This window comes from Ruminococcus sp. AM26-12LB (assembly GCF_003480785.1).
GTDB classification, from domain to species: domain Bacteria; phylum Bacillota; class Clostridia; order Lachnospirales; family Lachnospiraceae; genus Blautia_A; species Blautia_A fusiformis.
The window spans coordinates 51,027-68,675 of the sequence record NZ_QUJX01000009.1; the positions used below are offsets into that span (position 1 = coordinate 51,027).

18 protein-coding genes and 1 pseudogene are annotated in these 17,649 nt (G+C 43.1%); 10 read left to right on the forward strand and 9 right to left on the reverse strand.

Annotated features, from left to right (window positions below; translation table 11 throughout):
• Positions 1-27: 27 nt before the first annotated feature.
• The 9 genes and pseudogenes from DW694_RS08160 to DW694_RS16885 all read right to left on the reverse strand — a co-directional run bounded on the left by DW694_RS08160 (position 28) and on the right by DW694_RS16885 (position 8,517).
• The gene (locus DW694_RS08160) at positions 28-3,012 is read right to left on the reverse strand and encodes an HsdR family type I site-specific deoxyribonuclease (protein ID WP_270426797.1); all 2,985 of its coding nucleotides are present in this window, start codon (positions 3,010-3,012) and stop codon (positions 28-30) included.
• A 69-nt stretch (positions 3,013-3,081) separates the two neighbouring features.
• Positions 3,082-3,582, reverse strand: a pseudogene (locus tag DW694_RS17190) (restriction endonuclease subunit S); the annotation flags it as partial.
• A gap of 95 nt (positions 3,583-3,677) precedes the next feature.
• Positions 3,678-3,908 carry a hypothetical protein gene (locus DW694_RS08165; protein ID WP_118623218.1) on the reverse strand — a complete coding sequence of 77 codons (231 nt, stop codon included), beginning with the start codon at positions 3,906-3,908 and terminating at the stop codon, positions 3,678-3,680.
• On the reverse strand, positions 3,901-4,413 hold the full coding sequence (locus DW694_RS08170; protein ID WP_118752843.1) for a DUF3990 domain-containing protein: 513 nt from the start codon (positions 4,411-4,413) through the stop codon (positions 3,901-3,903). The genes DW694_RS08165 and DW694_RS08170 overlap by 8 nt, the downstream gene beginning before the upstream one ends.
• Positions 4,410-4,628 carry a DUF3791 domain-containing protein gene (locus DW694_RS08175; RefSeq protein WP_118623214.1) on the reverse strand — a complete coding sequence of 73 codons (219 nt, stop codon included), beginning with the start codon at positions 4,626-4,628 and terminating at the stop codon, positions 4,410-4,412. Before DW694_RS08175 ends, DW694_RS08170 begins: the two co-directional genes overlap by 4 nt.
• A 208-nt stretch (positions 4,629-4,836) precedes the next feature.
• Complete coding sequence (locus DW694_RS17420; RefSeq protein ID WP_330673189.1) at positions 4,837-5,118, reverse strand: hypothetical protein; 282 nt, start codon at positions 5,116-5,118, stop codon at positions 4,837-4,839.
• A gap of 356 nt (positions 5,119-5,474) precedes the next feature.
• The gene (locus DW694_RS17050) at positions 5,475-6,626 is read right to left on the reverse strand and encodes a restriction endonuclease subunit S (RefSeq protein ID WP_207664236.1); all 1,152 of its coding nucleotides are present in this window, start codon (positions 6,624-6,626) and stop codon (positions 5,475-5,477) included.
• 1 nt (position 6,627) lies between these two features.
• Positions 6,628-8,235 carry a type I restriction-modification system subunit M gene (locus DW694_RS08195; RefSeq protein WP_118623210.1) on the reverse strand — a complete coding sequence of 536 codons (1,608 nt, stop codon included), beginning with the start codon at positions 8,233-8,235 and terminating at the stop codon, positions 6,628-6,630.
• A gap of 111 nt (positions 8,236-8,346) precedes the next feature.
• Positions 8,347-8,517 (reverse strand): hypothetical protein, encoded by a 171-nt coding sequence (locus DW694_RS16885; RefSeq protein WP_182465489.1) that lies wholly within the window; start codon positions 8,515-8,517, stop codon positions 8,347-8,349.
• A gap of 320 nt (positions 8,518-8,837) precedes the next feature.
• Between DW694_RS16885 and DW694_RS08200 the strand changes: the two genes are divergently transcribed.
• From DW694_RS08200 to DW694_RS08240, 10 genes are all read left to right on the forward strand, one after another.
• The gene (locus DW694_RS08200) at positions 8,838-9,797 is read left to right on the forward strand and encodes a DUF6017 domain-containing protein (protein WP_118142534.1); all 960 of its coding nucleotides are present in this window, start codon (positions 8,838-8,840) and stop codon (positions 9,795-9,797) included.
• 24 nt (positions 9,798-9,821) lie between these two features.
• Complete coding sequence (locus DW694_RS08205; protein WP_004611927.1) at positions 9,822-10,040, forward strand: DUF5348 domain-containing protein; 219 nt, start codon at positions 9,822-9,824, stop codon at positions 10,038-10,040.
• A 93-nt stretch (positions 10,041-10,133) separates the two neighbouring features.
• On the forward strand, positions 10,134-10,616 hold the full coding sequence (locus DW694_RS08210) for a PcfB family protein (RefSeq protein ID WP_118142533.1): 483 nt from the start codon (positions 10,134-10,136) through the stop codon (positions 10,614-10,616).
• On the forward strand, positions 10,613-12,403 hold the full coding sequence (locus DW694_RS08215) for a VirD4-like conjugal transfer protein, CD1115 family (RefSeq protein WP_118142532.1): 1,791 nt from the start codon (positions 10,613-10,615) through the stop codon (positions 12,401-12,403). The genes DW694_RS08210 and DW694_RS08215 overlap by 4 nt, the downstream gene beginning before the upstream one ends.
• Complete coding sequence (locus tag DW694_RS16890) at positions 12,396-12,563, forward strand: hypothetical protein (protein WP_022621600.1); 168 nt, start codon at positions 12,396-12,398, stop codon at positions 12,561-12,563. The genes DW694_RS08215 and DW694_RS16890 overlap by 8 nt, the downstream gene beginning before the upstream one ends.
• 203 nt (positions 12,564-12,766) lie before the next feature.
• Positions 12,767-12,982, forward strand: a complete 216-nt coding sequence (locus DW694_RS08220; protein WP_009906233.1) for a Maff2 family protein — start codon at positions 12,767-12,769, stop codon at positions 12,980-12,982.
• An 18-nt stretch (positions 12,983-13,000) separates the two neighbouring features.
• Positions 13,001-13,870, forward strand: a complete 870-nt coding sequence (locus DW694_RS08225; RefSeq protein ID WP_118101080.1) for a VirB6/TrbL-like conjugal transfer protein, CD1112 family — start codon at positions 13,001-13,003, stop codon at positions 13,868-13,870.
• A gap of 21 nt (positions 13,871-13,891) precedes the next feature.
• Entirely contained in the window at positions 13,892-14,296 is a 405-nt protein-coding gene (locus tag DW694_RS08230; RefSeq protein ID WP_044477104.1) for a PrgI family protein, read from the forward strand.
• Complete coding sequence (locus DW694_RS08235; RefSeq protein WP_118142531.1) at positions 14,244-16,673, forward strand: VirB4-like conjugal transfer ATPase, CD1110 family; 2,430 nt, start codon at positions 14,244-14,246, stop codon at positions 16,671-16,673. The genes DW694_RS08230 and DW694_RS08235 overlap by 53 nt, the downstream gene beginning before the upstream one ends.
• Entirely contained in the window at positions 16,670-17,629 is a 960-nt protein-coding gene (locus tag DW694_RS08240; RefSeq protein ID WP_118142530.1) for a site-specific DNA-methyltransferase, read from the forward strand. The genes DW694_RS08235 and DW694_RS08240 overlap by 4 nt, the downstream gene beginning before the upstream one ends.
• The last annotated feature ends 20 nt before the right edge of the window (positions 17,630-17,649 follow it).

Genomic DNA, 17,649 nt, shown 5'->3' on the forward strand with positions numbered 1-17,649 from the left:
TACACTGATATAAGCAATTACAGTATATTATGCAATATTGATCAGCGGCTTTATTTCCTCATCCAGGATCTTACCTAATTCTTCTATACAGCGCCGATTATACTTAAATTTTGGCAAAGGTTTTTCCTGTGCTGCCTTATACTCTGCATAATTAATAGTATCTTTGATCACGCTTTCATTAGGTATCTTTCCATTTCTGTAATGCATGGCCGCATACATTACATCTTCTTTTGATGCATACCAGGTTGTACAAAAATCCGAAACCACTTTATCAATGCAATCATATTTCATTTTTTCCATTATATTAAGAATGGATTTTCCCCTGAATTTTCTGTCATCCATTTCAATTTCATAGATCAGATCTGTCATGATTTTTGCTACCTTAGAGTTTGTTTTCTGCAATTCACAGACATATTGCTTAACCTCATCTATACGCTTTTGACGTTCTTCCGGTGAACTATCTTCTGAATCTTCATCCGGTGTAACAATATTCTGGATCAGATTAATGATATATTCATAATCAATTTTGGTGTTACTGTACGCCATTAACTCATAATCCAAATCTGCTGGTTGCGTCTCATCATCCCCTGGCTGGTCTTTTCCATCTCCGTTTGCGATTCGGATTTCTTCCATTGCATTCTGATAATACCCGGCATAATCCTCGTATTCTTTCTGAGTAATACAATATTCCTCCAGCATACTATCCTCATATTTTGTAAAAGATTTCAGCTGTGCAAACAGTCGGTCAAAATTCTGGAATATTTTTACAAACACCTTCTTCTCTTTCAGTGACATATCCGCTATTTCATCCGGTGTTTCTGCTGAAATACGTAAAGCTGCCAGTGCCTTACGAAAGGCCGGTTCCACTTCTTCCCAATCTGCTACAAATGTTGAGCCTGTACTGCCGGCAGAATATAATTTTACGGCATCGTCCACACTTTTCCGGAATAATTTCGGTGCCTGAAAGGTTACGATCTGTCCATAGGTTTTATTTCTGTTAAAAATACGGTTTGTTCTGGAAAATGCCTGGATCAGATCATGGGGTCCCATGGGTTGTCTGTCAATAAAAATTGTGGACAGACACGGAGCATCAAATCCCGTCAACAGTCGATCTACAACAATAACCAGATCCAGCTGTTCGTTTCGGCTTTTGAATTTTGCATCTTTGCGCGCAAGACGCTTATTCAGATTTCCGTTGTAGCTCTGGATCTGAGAAAGCTCATATTTTGTTCCAAACATCCTATTGTATTCATCTAATGATCTTTGCATCTTCTGCTGATTTACGTGGGAACCTTCTTCATTTTCTGTTACTGAATAGGTAATGGCAAATTTCGGAAAATCCGGAAGCACCTGTCGGATTCTCTCATCGATCTTCAGCGACGTTTCTCCCTTTTTTACTCTTAAAAGAAGATCATAATACTTCTGTGCCAACTGAATGGAACTTGTTGTAAGAAGTCCCTCATAGGTTTCTCCTTTTCCGTTCTGAAATCCCAGCTTATAATAAGATTTATTCAAAATAACATCCAGCACTTTCAACATATGAGCTTCATTATCATATGCACTGGTATCGGTTTCATCTGTAATCTGTTTCGGTCCATTATGCTCCACCTGAAAGCCCAGTACAGCATTATCATGAATCGCATTCTGTATTGTGTATTTGTGAAGACATTCCCCATACAGATCCTTCGTTGTACGTGGCAGATCTCCCAGCTGTGGATATGGATTTTCCGGAAATCTTGGCGTGCCGGTAAATCCATACCATAAAGATCTTCCAAAAAAATGTTCCAGTTCTCTTTTGGTTTTTGGTGTGACAGCCCTGTGACATTCATCCACTACAAAAGCGATTTTAAGATTTTTAATTTTTCTGTATTCTGGTGTATCTTCTATAATTCGCTTACTGATCAGTATCTGCAGCTTCTGTATCGTTGTTACAATTACCTGCCGGTCGCCGGACTTCAGTTTATTTTTCAGATCTGTTACATTGCTGGTTTCATCAACATCAATGGAATCATTGTTGGCATAAGCCTGAAATGCCATGGTTGTCTGTGTGTCCAAATCTCTTCGGTCAATGAGAAAGATTGCTTTATCAATAGAAGGAATATCCATAAGAAGATTCCTTGTTGCTTTGTATGAAGTCAACGTTTTTCCGGAGCCGGTTGTATGCCATACATAGCCGGATTTTGTAGTTTTGGATGCTTCCCGTATGGATTCAATCGCATGAATCTGATATGGTCGAAGAAGAATCAGTCGTTTCGCATCTTTATCCAAAACAGTATATCTTGCGATCATCTCATGAGCTTCCGGAATACGAAGTACACTTTTTGCAAAATCAAGATAATCCGATACCGGCTTATTTTCCCTATCTACCCATCCGCTCATAAACTTCTCGTTCAGCTCTGTATCACTGGCTGCTGCAAAATATCTGGTGTCTACTCCATTACTTACCACAAACATCTGTACTGCTGAAAAAATACCGGTGAACTTGCCTTCTCCGATATATTTTTTTATCTGACGAAATGCCTCCATATAGGAATGCTGCTTGTTTTTCAGCTCAATATGTATCATGGGAAGACCGTTGATAAGCAAAGTCACATCAAATCTTCTGTCACGCTCCGAAATGCCTGCATCTTCATCACTTTTCAACGCTTCATACTGATTGATGACCTCATAAACACTGCTACCTCCCGCAATATGCTCATGATTCATAACTACCAGATGCAAACGCTCGGTATCTCTCTGCACATGAACCTGAACTTTACCATTTTCACCGACAAGCCACTCACCAGCCTTATAAAAAGAAGAAAACTGCAGCTGATTTTTTACCTGTTCAAATTCTGTATCAGACAACGGTTCTCCGTTTAATCGATCCTTATTGTTCTGTTCCAGGATATATTTGAAATTTTCCCACAGATCCTCCTCTGTTTTCAGATCCTTACGGTATGTCCACTGAGAATCTCCATAAACAAGTTGTTCGATCAGTTTTTCTTCTAATATTCTCTCTAATTCAGACATTTGCGTTGTCTCCTTTGTGATTTTGGTGTATTTTCGTAGTATTCGGGTGAATGGTAGCTTGCGCTGGTGAAGAGTGATGAGGTGGTCGATGTGGCTCAAATAAGAAGCTATTTTTTTCTGCTCAGCTACCGAAGGCAATGAAATCGGTAGTATTTTAATTAGTTCAGCATTATAGCTTTGCTGTTTCGTTCCCTGAGTATAATTAAGCCCGTACTCTTCTCCGACTTTTCTATACCATTGAAATAAAAAATCCGAAGTAAGCAAATCTTTCTTTGGAAACAATGCCATACATGACTGATTGAGTGTTGTATCAAACCCAAGTAATGCGCAGTTTCCACGGGTTCCAGCCGCTTCAAGACCTGTAATAGCCATTATGAAAGTACCCTTAGGAACTATCCGTAAATTGGCTGATTTTTGACCGTCTTCTGTTATCATTTCTATGCTGTCGTATACTGTTCCACGATTTAATTCTCCGCTTGACAGCCATTTTATATTTCCGTTCCAATATTCACTTTTATTTCTCGATGGAGTTTGTCCATTATACATATCATCAAGGACATCCCCCAACTTACGCTGTTCCCAAGCATTAGATTATAAAAACAACAATACCAGGCACTTACACTGACAATCAGTAAACTTCCGCATTCACAACTTATTTGATGCGATTAAATTTCTGCCTGAATAATATGTCCAAAATTCATTTCATCTTTAAATAAATCGTATACATATTCCGGGCTTTCCAAATACAATCCCGTTTCTTTATCTACAAGCTTTTCAAAAACTTCCGAATTATAAAATTTGTTCATCGCTTCATCATATTCTATATTCTGATCGGTACTGATCATATCAACAATATCCTGTATGGAATATTCCAGCAATTGATCCTTTTTACACATCTTTGCTCATCACCTTTCGCAAAAGTTTCACGCTGTTTTCAGTATGAAAGGAATATTGTGAAGAAGTTTTCTTATAAATCATTCCCTTTAATAATGTTTGAAAATCTATAACTTCATTTTCGTACTGTCGAAACAGCAAAGCCATATTGTCATCTGCGACAGGGCCTATGACAATATCATATTTATTGTCTTTGTTACACAAAGTATCTTTCGTATCTGTAAATGCCCTGCTTCTATTATTCATTACAAATTTTGCCCATTCTTCTGTCGTCTGTATCCCGAAATCTTTAATTTTAAGATTATATAAATCTCTGAAATTATCATCAATCTCATAGACATTTATAATCGGCATTTTTCCATAAATCCTTGCTACTCTTGCTGCCATCTTTTGAGCCTGTTCTTCAATATCTGTCAGATAGAATCCCTGTCCAAAATCCTTGTATGGTCTGCACATTGCCAGATTTATATTATCAATCACTATATTACTCCCATGATATAATCTCATAATGTACCCCCGTTATTTTTGCACAGAATTCCCAGATCCTCTAATATTGTTTCAAAATCCAGTGTATGCTCAACATCATAATTTTCTTTAATAAAAGCTATTCCTTTATAACGAAAAAGATATTGAAATGCCTCTTTAATGCTCAGATCATACTTATTGGCAAATTCATTTACACATGCAACAGTAAAACCTATTTTTCTTTTCTGTTCACTCATTAAAATCACCTCATTATTCTGAACTCATAAAACAATTTTCTTAATCCAATAATTTTCCTGCCTCATAAGAACATCTAATATAGTCTGGATTACTGTAATATACACTGGAATTATAATCAGATATTTCATCGCTGATAAAAGAACTGTAAACCATTTTTATCGCTTCAACAATGTCCTGATATAAAGAATCTACCTCTGATATCAATGTCTAATATACACGTCCTATTGCTGTAACGGTCGGTACTTCATATCTGCATTTTGAAATATTATCATAATTCCCATTCGGTATCCCATAATCTTCAATCCATTCATCAGCTACCTGCTCGAAGGAAAGACAATGATTAATACCTGCAACTTTCAGCTGATGTGCCAGGGCTTTATCAGGCATTCGAACTACAACATCTTTACTTTTATTATGCGTTTTTCTGGAAACATATTCAATCATTGTGCACACATAAAATAAATCATCTTTATTCCATTGTATCGTCATTGACAGCTTCACCCCTCTCGTATTCAAGACATTCCCAAACCCGAATACTATGATTCAAGAAATCATTTACAAAATTCTAAATTTTATCATCTGTCATTGGACCTTCTACAGTATCAAATTCTTGCATTTTTCCATCAAAAATCTTTTGTATATCTGTTTTTTCTGATTTCAGGAAATTCAACGATCTGACGTTCTACTTTACCATGCTCCATTTTGCACCCTCCATACCTTACAGTTCATACATCATTATCCATCACTTGCTTTCATCTTAAGCCATATTTTTTTATTTCATTAAGCATTTTCAATAGTATTTTTTTCACCTTTTAGAATTCTTATGAAAGCCTTATTTATTTTTCCTAAATAAACATATTTTGTAACATAAATTTCTTTAATTTCTTTATTTCTTCGCACTTATGCTGGTGAAGAGTGATGAGGTTATCAAGACTTCTAAAATAATCTCCAATTTTCTTTTGCTCTTCAAATCCAGGGCATAAAATAGGGATTTTTTTACATGTCTCCTTATTAAGTTTTGGCATTGCCATTCCTGTATTATATTGCGTATAGTCTTTTCGTTCTAATGAATTGCAAATAAAATTATTTTCATTTCCCTGCTTTGTTCGAAGAACATGCGCATGGTTATTTACCCAGTATTTTCCGCTTGCTAGAAAGCATACCGGATAATTTCTGTCAATAATATTGGCACCATCTTCACTTAACAATATCAACTCTTCGTCGAATAAATATCCATCCACATAATCAACAATACCAGAGGCTCCATAATATGGATACGGGCCAGAAATGCGTTTTGCACCTTCTAAAGGTTTTCTCATTGTATCAAGAAATTCAACTACATCATCTAACTTACGCTGTTCCCACTCGTCAGTAAATCCTTTGAATCTGATTTCCGGAACTTTACTGCCATTTTGTGGAAACATTTTTTGAAGCATATATTTTTTTAGTTTTTTTGTTTCGTCGCACTTGCGCTGGTGAAGAGTGATGAGGTGATCGAGCTGTATAAAGTAATCAGCTATTTTCGTCTGTTCAAAAACAGATGGAATATAAAATTGAATCGTTGACAATGCTGGATATTTTAAATTCCAGGTATCTGACGTAAGCCCTTGGGACCATCTTTGAAAGATTTGTAAAGTAGATTCTTTCTTAAATAGTTCCATAAAAAATTTACTATTCGCTTCTTCAGTTGGTACTAATACAGTGTATGCAGGGCTTACTATTCCGTCATATTCTGAATTTCCTACAGCCCCTTGCCACATACGCATAGAATTATACGGCAAATCCCCTTTTCGCACAATTTTGTAATTACTTTTATCGTCTGATGCCGTATTACGCTTGTCGGAATCTGCCTGCTTAATGACACCATTTCCGATTGTTACAGATAGTAACTCTTCACTACCATTTGCACGTTCAGACCTTTCTTTTAGAACTTCTCCCAACTTACGCTGTTCCCACTCATCATCAAATCCTCTAAATCTAATCGTTGGTTTTGCCATACTATCTGCCCTCCATTTTTTCGATCAGATTGTTTAATGAAGACATTATTTTTTCATCTGGAGATGTCAGTTCCTTTAAAAGAGACATGAACTCTGTCTGTGTCTGCTGCAGTTCTTCATCTGTTTTCTTCATTTTAGATAACAGTTCATTCAGATCTATTTCTTCCTCTTTTTCAAAATTATCTACATAGCGGGGAATGTTCAGGTTAAAATCATTTTTCTCTATGTCATCGAAGCTTGCAAGGAAAGATTCTTTTTCTATTGTTTCACGTTTGCTGTACAGCTCCATAACCTCAGTAATATGCTGATCTGTCATCTCATTCTGTTTCTTTCCTTTGTTGAATTTCTTAGAAGCATCAATAAATAAAACATCCCTCTCCAATAAATCTCTTTGTTTTTTCAGCACGATAATGCAGGTTGGAATGGACGTATTGTAAAACAGGTTTGCCGGAAGTCCGATGACTGCGTAGATATTTCCGGAACGAAGAAGTTTTTCCCTGATTTTTCCTTCTGCTGCCCCACGGAACAGTACGCCATGTGGTAATACGATTGCCATAGTTCCATTACCCTTCAGATGATACAGGCCATGGAGAAGGAATGCATAATCTGCTTTTGATTTCGGTGCCAGTACTCCATAATCACTGAATCTTTCGTCCTGCAAAAATCCGGCTGCTGCACTCCATTTGGCCGAATAAGGAGGATTCATAAGTACCATATTAAAATCTGTTTCTTCTCCTGTTGGCCAGTCTTCATCCAGGGTATCTCCATTGCGGAGGTTCTGATTTTCCGGTGAGATTCCATGAAGAAACATATTCATTCTGGCGAGATTATAGGTAGATGTATTCAGCTCCTGGCCGTAATATTTAATATATTCCGGTTTCTCCGCATATTTTTTTGCATTCAGAAGAAGGGAACCGGATCCCATACAGGGATCATAAACAGACAGACCTCTTTTATCCTCCTGCCCTGCAATAGCAATTTGAGTCAGTATCTTGGATACTGCCTGGGGAGTATAGAATTCTCCTGCTTTCTTTCCTGTCTCTGACGCAAACTGTCCGATCAGGTATTCATAAGCATTTCCAAGAATCTCCGCATCTGTGTTCAACAAGTCTGCTTTATCAATTTCTCTGATCAGACTGGCAATCGTGTCACTCTGTTTCTGATCGCCCGCTCCCAGGCGGTTGGAATACAGATCAATATCCGCAAACAGATCCGCAAATATAGGATCACTCTGTTCAATATTGTTAAATGCCTTTTGTAACTGCTCACGGTTAAATACATTATTTCTGGCTGCATCTGCAAAACAGGTGTACGTAAGTTCCGGCTCAATGATATAATGGCATTCATCCTTCATTTCCTTTATCAGCTCATCGGCATCTTCACCTTGCAATTCTTCCACATAAACGTCTAACGCCTCTTTTAATGATTCCGGTTTATCATCACAGATCATGTCATATACCTTGATCAAAAAAGAATCTGACAAATATTTATAAAAAACAATACCAAGCAAATAATTTTTATATTCATTGGCATCCATTTTGGAACGAAGTATATCCGCCCCACTCCACAATACACTGATCAGATCCTTACTGTTTTCCTGCTCCGCCATGTTATTTATCCTCCAGTTTTCGTAGTCCTCTTATAAAACAAGTATAACATACCTGGGTAAATTATGGCATATATTTCTATTCATTGCCATTCTTGAAAAAAAGAGAAGGGTTTACTGCCCCTTCTCAATAATCATATCTTCTGCTTCATGTCTATCTATATATTGGCGATAATCAATTTCATTCTTTAAAGCAATATATTTCATTAAAATTAGTTGATTGTCTTGAAAAATGCTTGATTTACGGGCATATTCGCAGGGTTGCAGATTGATTTTACTACTCATTTACTACTTTTAACAAATTGAGCCTTGATATGCAAAAAACACCTGCGGGCTGCCGGATAGACCGCTGCACCACCTTACGCGGCACGTCGAAAAGAAAAAATAAAATAAGCACCACCTATAAGGCGGCGTTTCTCACTCCTACACAGGAGAACAGGAACGCTGCTTTTTTTATGCCCTCATGTTACGCAGTAAGGGCAAACAAAGCCTTGATTTATGCGGCTCTTAGCGCGCGGAAATGAGAAGGACAAGGGTTGATACCTTTTCCCTCAAAACCGCGTTTCTACTGCGTAACAAATCCAACGAAAAGGAGTGACGAAGCTATGGCAGTTTTCCGCGTGGAAAAGAACAAAGGTTATACGGTTATGAGCAACCACCATTTACGCAACAAGGAACTTTCCCTAAAGGCAAAGGGCTTGTTGTCGCAAATGCTCTCACTTCCCGAAGATTGGGACTACACCCTTGCAGGACTGTCCCTTATCAACCGGGAAAAAATTGACGCTATCCGGGAAGCAGTACGGGAACTGGAAAATGCCGGATATATACAGCGTTCAAGGGAACGTGATGAGAAAGGACGCTTACGCGGTACAACGTATGTTATCTATGAGCAGCCGCCTAAGTTGGATTTACCTACATTGGAAAAACCAACATTGGATAATCCAACATTGGAAAAACCTACGTTGGAAAATCCAACGCAATTAAATAAAGAACTATTAAAGACTAACTTACCAAAAAAAGAAAAATTAAATACAGATATATCAAGTACCCATTCCATTCCTTTCCGTTCCCTAAATCCCTCTCCCTTAGAGGACGCGGCACAGCCGCCGGAACGGAAGCGAAAGGAAACGGAACCGAGCGCATTTGATATTTATGAGGAAATCATCAAGGACAATATCGAGTATGACATACTCATGCAGGATAACCGCCTTGATAAAGACCTCATCAATGAGATTGTGACCCTCATACTTGAAACGGTCTGCACTAAACGAAAAACTATCCGTATCGCCGGGGACGATTATCCGGCAGGGCTTGTCAAGGCAAGGTTTATGAAACTTGACAGCAGCCACATTGAATTTGTCCTTGCCTGCATGAGCGAGAACACCACCAAAATCCGCAACATCAAACAATACCTGCGGGCAGTGCTTTTCAATGCCCCGTCCACTATGAACAGCTACTATACGTCCCTTGTAGCGCACGACATGGCAAGCGGCGCACTGGCACCGAAGAAGCCGCAGTTTGGCGACCCGGACTATTATTCTTGCAACGAGGGCGAAAGCCTGTAAACCAACCCAAAGGAGGATTTGATTATGACGCAGAAAACAGGAGCTTTGATTTTTGATGAAACCGCTGACCGCTACGACATTCGCTTTGACGTAAACGACTATTACGGGGGCTTGCATTGCGGCGACTGCATGGAAGTCTTTGTGCGGGGCAAGTGGAAGCCGACCCGTATGGAGTACGGGGACAACTGGTATCTTGTGGGTATTCGGGCGGCAGACCTTTCCGGGCTGCGAGTACGGATTTAACAGGGCGGCGTGAAAGCGGACGCTCTTTTTTCATGCCCGCCCCGCTTCCCAGCGGCGGGCATACCACCATAGAACACGAAAGGAGGACACCCATTGCAGGAGGAAACCAACGAAAAGACCATAGCCCTTTACATCAAGACCGGGAAGCTGACCGCGCAGCAGCTCCAAAAGGCTATGAAAGCTCTGCTTGCACAGATGAAAAAGCAGCATGACAAACAGAAAATCCCGCATGGAAAGCAGACCCTAAAGCAGCTTATGAAGCAGAACGCGGGTGTTTCCAACATTGAAATCACAAAGGACAATATCAAAGCCTTTGAGAGTACGGCGAAAAAATACGGGATTGATTTTGCACTAAAGAAAGACAGCACCGAAACCCCACCCCGCTATCTTGTGTTTTTCAAGGGACGGGACGCGGACGCACTGACCGCAGCTTTCAAGGAGTTTTCCGCAAAGAAGCTGACACAGGGACAAAAGCCCTCTATCCGCAAGCTGATTGTTTCCCTCAAAGAAAAGGCGGCGGCTCTGAACGCACAGCGGGACAAAGTAAAAAACAAAGACAGGGGGATTGTAAGATGAACGCTATCAACTGGAAAAAGCTGCTACTTCCCAACATTCCCTATCTGCTCTTTGTGTATCTCTTTGATAAAGTCGGACAGGCGGTACGCCTTGCGCCGGGGGCTGACCTATCCGGCAAGGTGCTGTCGCTTGGGGAGGGCTTTTCTATGGCTTTTGCAACCCCGCTTCCGAGCCTTGCCCCTATGGATTTGCTTATCGGTATTGTGGGGGCTGTCCTTATCCGGCTTATGGTGTACTTCAAAGGCAAGAACGCGAAGAAATATCGAAAAGGTATCGAATACGGTTCAGCCCGTTGGGGCAACGCCGAAGATATAAAGCCCTACACCGACCCGATATTTCAAAATAACGTGCTGCTGACACAGACGGAACAGCTTACCATGAACAGCCGCCCGAAGCAGCCGAAGTATGCAAGGAATAAAAATATCCTTGTTATCGGGGGAAGCGGCAGCGGCAAGACGAGATTTTTTGTGAAGCCCAACTTAATGCAAATGCACTCAAGTTACGTTGTAACCGACCCGAAAGGTACGGTTTTAGTCGAGTGTGGGAAGCTCTTACAGCGCGGCGGGTATCGGATAAAGGTGCTAAACACGATAAACTTCAAAAAAAGTATGAAATACAATCCCTTTGCCTATCTCCGCAGCGAAAAAGACATTTTGAAACTGGTAAATACCTTGATTGCCAACACCAAAGGGGACGGGGAAAAAGCCGGGGAGGATTTTTGGGTAAAATCGGAACGGCTCTTTTACTGCGCCCTTATCGGCTACATTTGGTACGAAGCCCCGGAGGAAGAAAAGAACTTCACGACGCTGCTTGAAATGATAAATGCCAGTGAAGCCCGCGAGGACGACCCGGAATTTCAGTCCCCCGTTGACCTCATGTTTGAACGGTTGGAGGAAAAAGACCCGGAACACTTTGCCGTCCGGCAGTATAAGAAATTCCTGTTATCTGCGGGAAAAACAAGAAGCTCTATCCTCATTTCCTGCGGGGCGCGGCTTGCACCCTTTGACATTAAGGAGCTGCGCGACCTTATGGAAACTGACGAAATGGAGCTTGACACCATAGGCGACCGCAAGACCGCCCTGTTTGTTATCATCAGCGACACCGACGATACTTTTAACTTTGTCGTGAGTATTCTTTACACGCAGCTTTTCAATCTGCTTTGCGACAAGGCAGATGATGAATACGGCGGCAGGCTGCCCGTCCATGTGCGCTGTCTGTTAGACGAGTTTGCAAATATCGGGCAGATACCGAAGTTTGAAAAGCTCATAGCCACCATACGAAGCCGGGAAATCTCCGCGTCGATTATCTTACAGTCGCAAAGCCAGTTAAAGGCAATCTATAAGGACAACGCCGATACCATAGTCGGCAACTGCGACACCACCCTTTTCTTGGGCGGCAAGGAGAAAACCACCCTCAAAGAAATGTCGGAAATCTTGGGGAAAGAAACCATTGACAGCTTCAACACTTCCGAGAACCGGGGGCGCGAGGTATCGCATGGGCTGAACTATCAGAAGTTAGGCAAGCAGCTTATGACGGAAGATGAAATAGCAGTCATGGACGGCGGGAAATGTATTTTACAGCTACGAGGGGTGCGCCCGTTCTTCTCTGATAAGTACGACATTACAAAGCACCCCAACTATAAATATCTTTCCGACTATGACAAGAAAAATACCTTTGATATGGAAAAGCATTTAAGGCGCAGACCCGCCCTTGTGAAGCCGGACGAAGTATTTGACTACTACGAAATCAGCGAAAGCGATTTGCAGGAGGACACCGACCATGAATAGACGTATCAGAAAGAAAAAGGACAAGAAAATCACAGAAGCCATAAACGGACTTATCTCCATTGCCGAGTGGCAGGAAAGACAGCGGCAGGCTGCTATCCAGCAGTTTGTGAAACGGTGTGAAGCCCTGTATGAGCAGCAGCGAAAAGAAAGGAGGAATTGACGCAGTAACAAAATTTATGAGTGGGTGCAGAATACGCGCCCCTACTGGAAAATCCATAACGCCCACACTTAAAAACTGAATACCGCCGCGCGGCAGAATTTTACGCAGCGTGGGGACTTACGACCGCGGCAGTTACAAAACTGACCGCCGTTTTTTATGCCCTTTTTAGGGGGCAAGCCGCATTTGCGGCAGAAAGGAGCTTTATGGAATTTTTTAACTCTGCTATCGACGTATTACAGACCCTTGTTATCGCACTGGGCGCAGGCTTAGGCATTTGGGGCGTTATCAATCTCTTGGAGGGATATGGAAACGACAATCCGGGTGCAAAATCACAGGGCATTAAGCAGCTTATGGCGGGCGGCGGTGTTGCCCTTATCGGCACTATCCTTGTACCTCTGCTTTCCGGTCTGTTCGGATAAGTTTACGGAGGGTAGCCTATGGAGAGCATACTTGACGCGATTAACGAATGGATAAAGGAAATCCTTATCGGCGCGATAAACGGTAATCTGTCAACTATGTTCGGGGACGTAAACGAAAAAGTAGGCACCATTGCAGCGGAGGTAGGCAAGACCCCGCAGGGGTGGAACGCAAACATTTTCAGCATGATACAAAATCTGTCGGAAAATGTGATTGTACCCATTGCGGGGCTTGTCATTACCTATGTCCTCTGTTATGAGCTTATCAGCATGGTAACGGAAAAAAACAATATGCACGACGTTGACACATTCCTATTTTTTAAGTGGTTTTTCAAAGCCTTTGTTGCCGTTTTCCTGGTAACACATACCTTTGATATTACTATGGCGGTGTTTGATATGGCGCAGCATATTGTGTCCGGCGCGGCAGGGGTCATCGGCGGCGATACGAATATCGACGTAACCGAAGCCCTTGCCGCCATGCAGGAGGGACTAAAAGATATGGAAATCCCCGAACTACTGTTACTTGTTATGGAAACGAGCCTTGTAAGCCTTTGTATGAAAATCATGTCCGTACTGATAACCGTTATCCTCTACGGCAGAATGATTGAGATATACGCCTACTGTTCCGTTTCCCCTATCCCTTTTGCCACCATGACAAACCGAGAATGGGGACAGATTGGGAACAACTACCTAAAGGGGCTGTTTGCACTTGGTTTTCAAGGCTTCCTCATTATGATATGCGTCGGCATTTACGCAGTTTTGGTAGGCGAAATGGTCTTAGCGGACAATCTGCACAGCGCGATTTTTTCCCTTGCAGCCTATACCGTTATCCTCTGTTTCTCCCTGTTCAAATCCGGCGCACTGGCAAAATCCATATTCAACGCCCACTAAGGGCAGAAAGGAGGTTTTTTCTTGGCGTATGTACCTGTACCCAAAGACCTTTCCAAAGTCAAAACAAAAGTCGCTTTCAATCTGACAAAGCGGCAAATCCTTTGTTTTTCAGTGGCACTTCTTATAGGACTGCCGCTTTTCTTTTTGCTCAAAGACAGCGCAGGGACGAGCCTTGCGGCAATGGTAATGATTGTCGTCATGCTTCCCTGCTTCTTGGTTGCCATGTATGAAAAGCATGGGCAGCCCCTTGAAGTGGTAATAAAGAACATCATTCAGACAAAATTTACCCGCCCCAAAGTGCGACCATATCAGACAGAAAACCTATATGCACTCTTGGAGAAACAGCGGGCATTAGAAAAGGAGGTATCAGCGATTGTCAAAAGGACAGACAAAAAAGACGCGGGAAGCCGCAGGAAACAGGCGTAAGCTGACCCGCGTGGAAAAGAAACAGATAGCGGCGGTTATCCGGCAGGCAAAGGGGGACGGCAAAGCCCACACCGCACAGCAGACCATTCCCTACCTTGCCATGTACCCGGACGGTATCTGCAAAGTGGCGCAGCGGAAATATTCAAAGAGCATTGCTTTTGAGGACATTAACTATCAGCTTGCACAGGCAGACGATAAGACCGCCATTTTTGAAAACTGGTGCGATTTTCTCAACTACTTTGACGCGAGCGTGAACGTGCAGCTTTCTTTTATCAATCAAGGCTCACAGCAGGAACAGGCAGCGCGGGCAATCCATATCCCGCCGCAAAATGACGATTTTAACTCTATCCGCACCGAGTATTCCGATATGCTGAAAATGCAGCTTGCCAAAGGGAACAACGGGCTTGTAAAGCACAAGTACATCACGTTTTCCATTGAAGCGGACAATCCGGCGGCGGCAAGGGCGCGGCTTTCCCGTATCGAAACGGACGTACTCAACAATTTCAAGGTGCTTGGCGTATCGGCGCACCCCTTATCCGGCTATGAACGCTTAAAGGTGCTGCATGGGGTATTCCACCCGGCAGGCGAGCCGTTCTCATTCTCCTATGACTGGCTGACCCCGACAGGGCTTACCACAAAGGACTTTATCGCCCCGTCCTCTTTCAAGTTTGGGGAGGGACGCTACTTTGCTATGGGGAAAAAGACGGGGGCGGTGTCGTTCCTTGAAATCCTTGCCCCGGAGCTGAACGACCGTATCTTAGCGGATATGTTGGACTTGGAAACAGGGGTTATTGTCAATCTCCACATTAAAAGTATCGACCAGTCGGAAGCAATCAAGACCATTAAGCGCAAAATCACAGACCTTGACAAGATGAAGATTGAGGAACAGAAAAAAGCGGTTAGAAGCGGCTATGACATGGATATAATCCCGTCTGACCTTGCTACTTTTGGGAATGAAGCAAAGAACTTGTTGCAGGATTTACAGAGCCGAAACGAGCGAATGTTTCTCCTTACGTTCCTTGTGGTAAACATGGCAGACACGAAACGGAAACTGGAAAATGACATTTTCGCGGCGGCGGGCATTGCACAGAAATACAACTGCGCCTTGACCCGTCTTGACTATCAGCAGGAAGCGGGGCTAATGTCCTCTATCCCTTTGGGCGAGAACCTTATCCCTATTCAGAGAGGGTTGACGACGAGCAGCACCGCTATTTTTATCCCGTTCATCACGCAGGAGCTATTTCAGACCGGGGCTGCCCTGTATTATGGCTTAAATGCCCTGTCAAACAACATGATACTCTGCGACCGTAAACAGCTTAAAAACCCGAATGGGCTTATCTTGGGAACACCGGGCAGTGGAAAATCCTTTGCAGCAAAGCGGGAAATCACAAATGCCTTTCTCATTACTGACGACGATATTTTTATCTGCGACCCGGAAGCGGAATATTTTGCCCTTGTAAAGCGGCTTGGCGGGCAAGTGATACGGTTATCCCCGACAGGGAAAGGCATGGACGGTACGCCCCAGTATGTGAACCCTATGGATATGAACCTCAATTACAGCGAGGACGACAGCCCCCTTGCACTGAAAAGTGATTTTATCCTTTCCCTCTGCGAGCTTGTCATTGGCGGCAAGGAGGGCTTGCAGCCTGTTGATAAGACCGTCATTGACCGCGCCGTAAGGAATGTGTACCGGGACTATCTTGCTGACCCTGTACCGGAGAAAATGCCTATCTTGGGCGACCTTTACGACGAACTGTTAAAGCAGCCGGAGCCGGAAGCTGCCCGCATTGCGGCAGCATTGGAGCTGTATGTTTCCGGCAGCCTTAATGTATTCAACCACAGAACGAATGTGGAGCTTTCTAACCGCCTTGTCTGCTTTGATATTAAGCAGCTTGGAAAACAGCTCAAAAAGTTAGGTATGCTCATTGTGCAAGACCAGATATGGAACCGCGTTACCATTAACCGGGCAGAGAAAAAATCTACCCGCTACTATATGGACGAATTTCATCTGCTCTTAAAAGAGGAACAGACCGCCGCGTACAGCGTGGAGATTTGGAAGCGTTTCCGTAAATGGGGCGGCATACCCACAGCAATCACGCAGAACATCAAAGACCTTTTGGCAAGCCGCGAGGTGGAAAATATCTTTGAAAACTCTGATTTTGTCCTTATGCTCAATCAGGCACAGGGCGACCGGGCTATCCTTGCAAAGCAGCTAAATATCAGCCCACAGCAGATGAAATACGTTACCCACACCGAAGCGGGCGAGGGACTTATCTTTTACGGAAATGTGGTGCTGCCTTTTGTAGACCATTTCCCGAAAGATACCGAGCTTTACCGCATTATGACGACGAAGCCGGAGGAAGTGAGCAGCCTATGAAAACAGACGTGATTATCAACCGGGACGCGCTTTGTGCTTTGCAGGAATTACCCAGTGAAAGCGTCCATTGCTGCGTTACAAGCCCGCCCTACTTTGCGCTGCGGGACTATGGGCTTGACGCACAAATCGGACAGGAGGACACGCCGGAACAGTATATTGATAGGCTGACCGCTGTTTTTGGCGAGCTTTACCGGGTGCTTAGAAAGGACGGTACGTTATGGCTGAATATCGCAGACACCTATTGCGGTACAGGAAATAAAGGCGGCTATGCTGACCCGAAAAACCCAAAGGGGCGCACCGGACAGCGGATTGCAAGGAACAGCCGCGTTACCGGCTGCAAGCAAAAGGACTTAATCGGTATTCCCTGGCTCCTGGCGTTTTCCCTGCGGGAACAGGGGTGGTATCTGCGCAGCGATATTATATGGCAGAAACAAAATCCTATGCCGGAAAGCTGCAAAGACCGCCCGACCCGCTGCTATGAACATATCTTCCTGCTTTCAAAGGAAAAGAAATATTACTATGACGCTGCCGCCATTGCAGAACCCTTAGCACCTACTACCGCAGAACGGTATCGCAGAGCGCGCAGCACCAACAGCAAATACACACTGGAAATACCCGGACAAGGAAAGGTGCAGGGACTAAACCGACCGCGGGACGGCGGCTACTATGACGACGCGCTCATGCCGACCACGCGGAACAAGCGGGACGTGTGGCTGATTAACACTGTCCCATATAAAGGGGCGCATTTTGCAGCTTTTCCCCCAAAATTAGCGGAAACCTGTATCTTGGCAGGCTGCCCCAAAGGCGGGATTGTCATAGACCCGTTTTTTGGAAGCGGCACCACAGGATTTGCAGCAAAAAGCCTTGACCGCCATTATATCGGGATTGAATTAAATGCAGAGTATTGCGCCCTTGCGAGGGCGCGGATTGGAGGTGCAGGACTATCAAGCAGTTAAAACCACGCGATAAAATCACA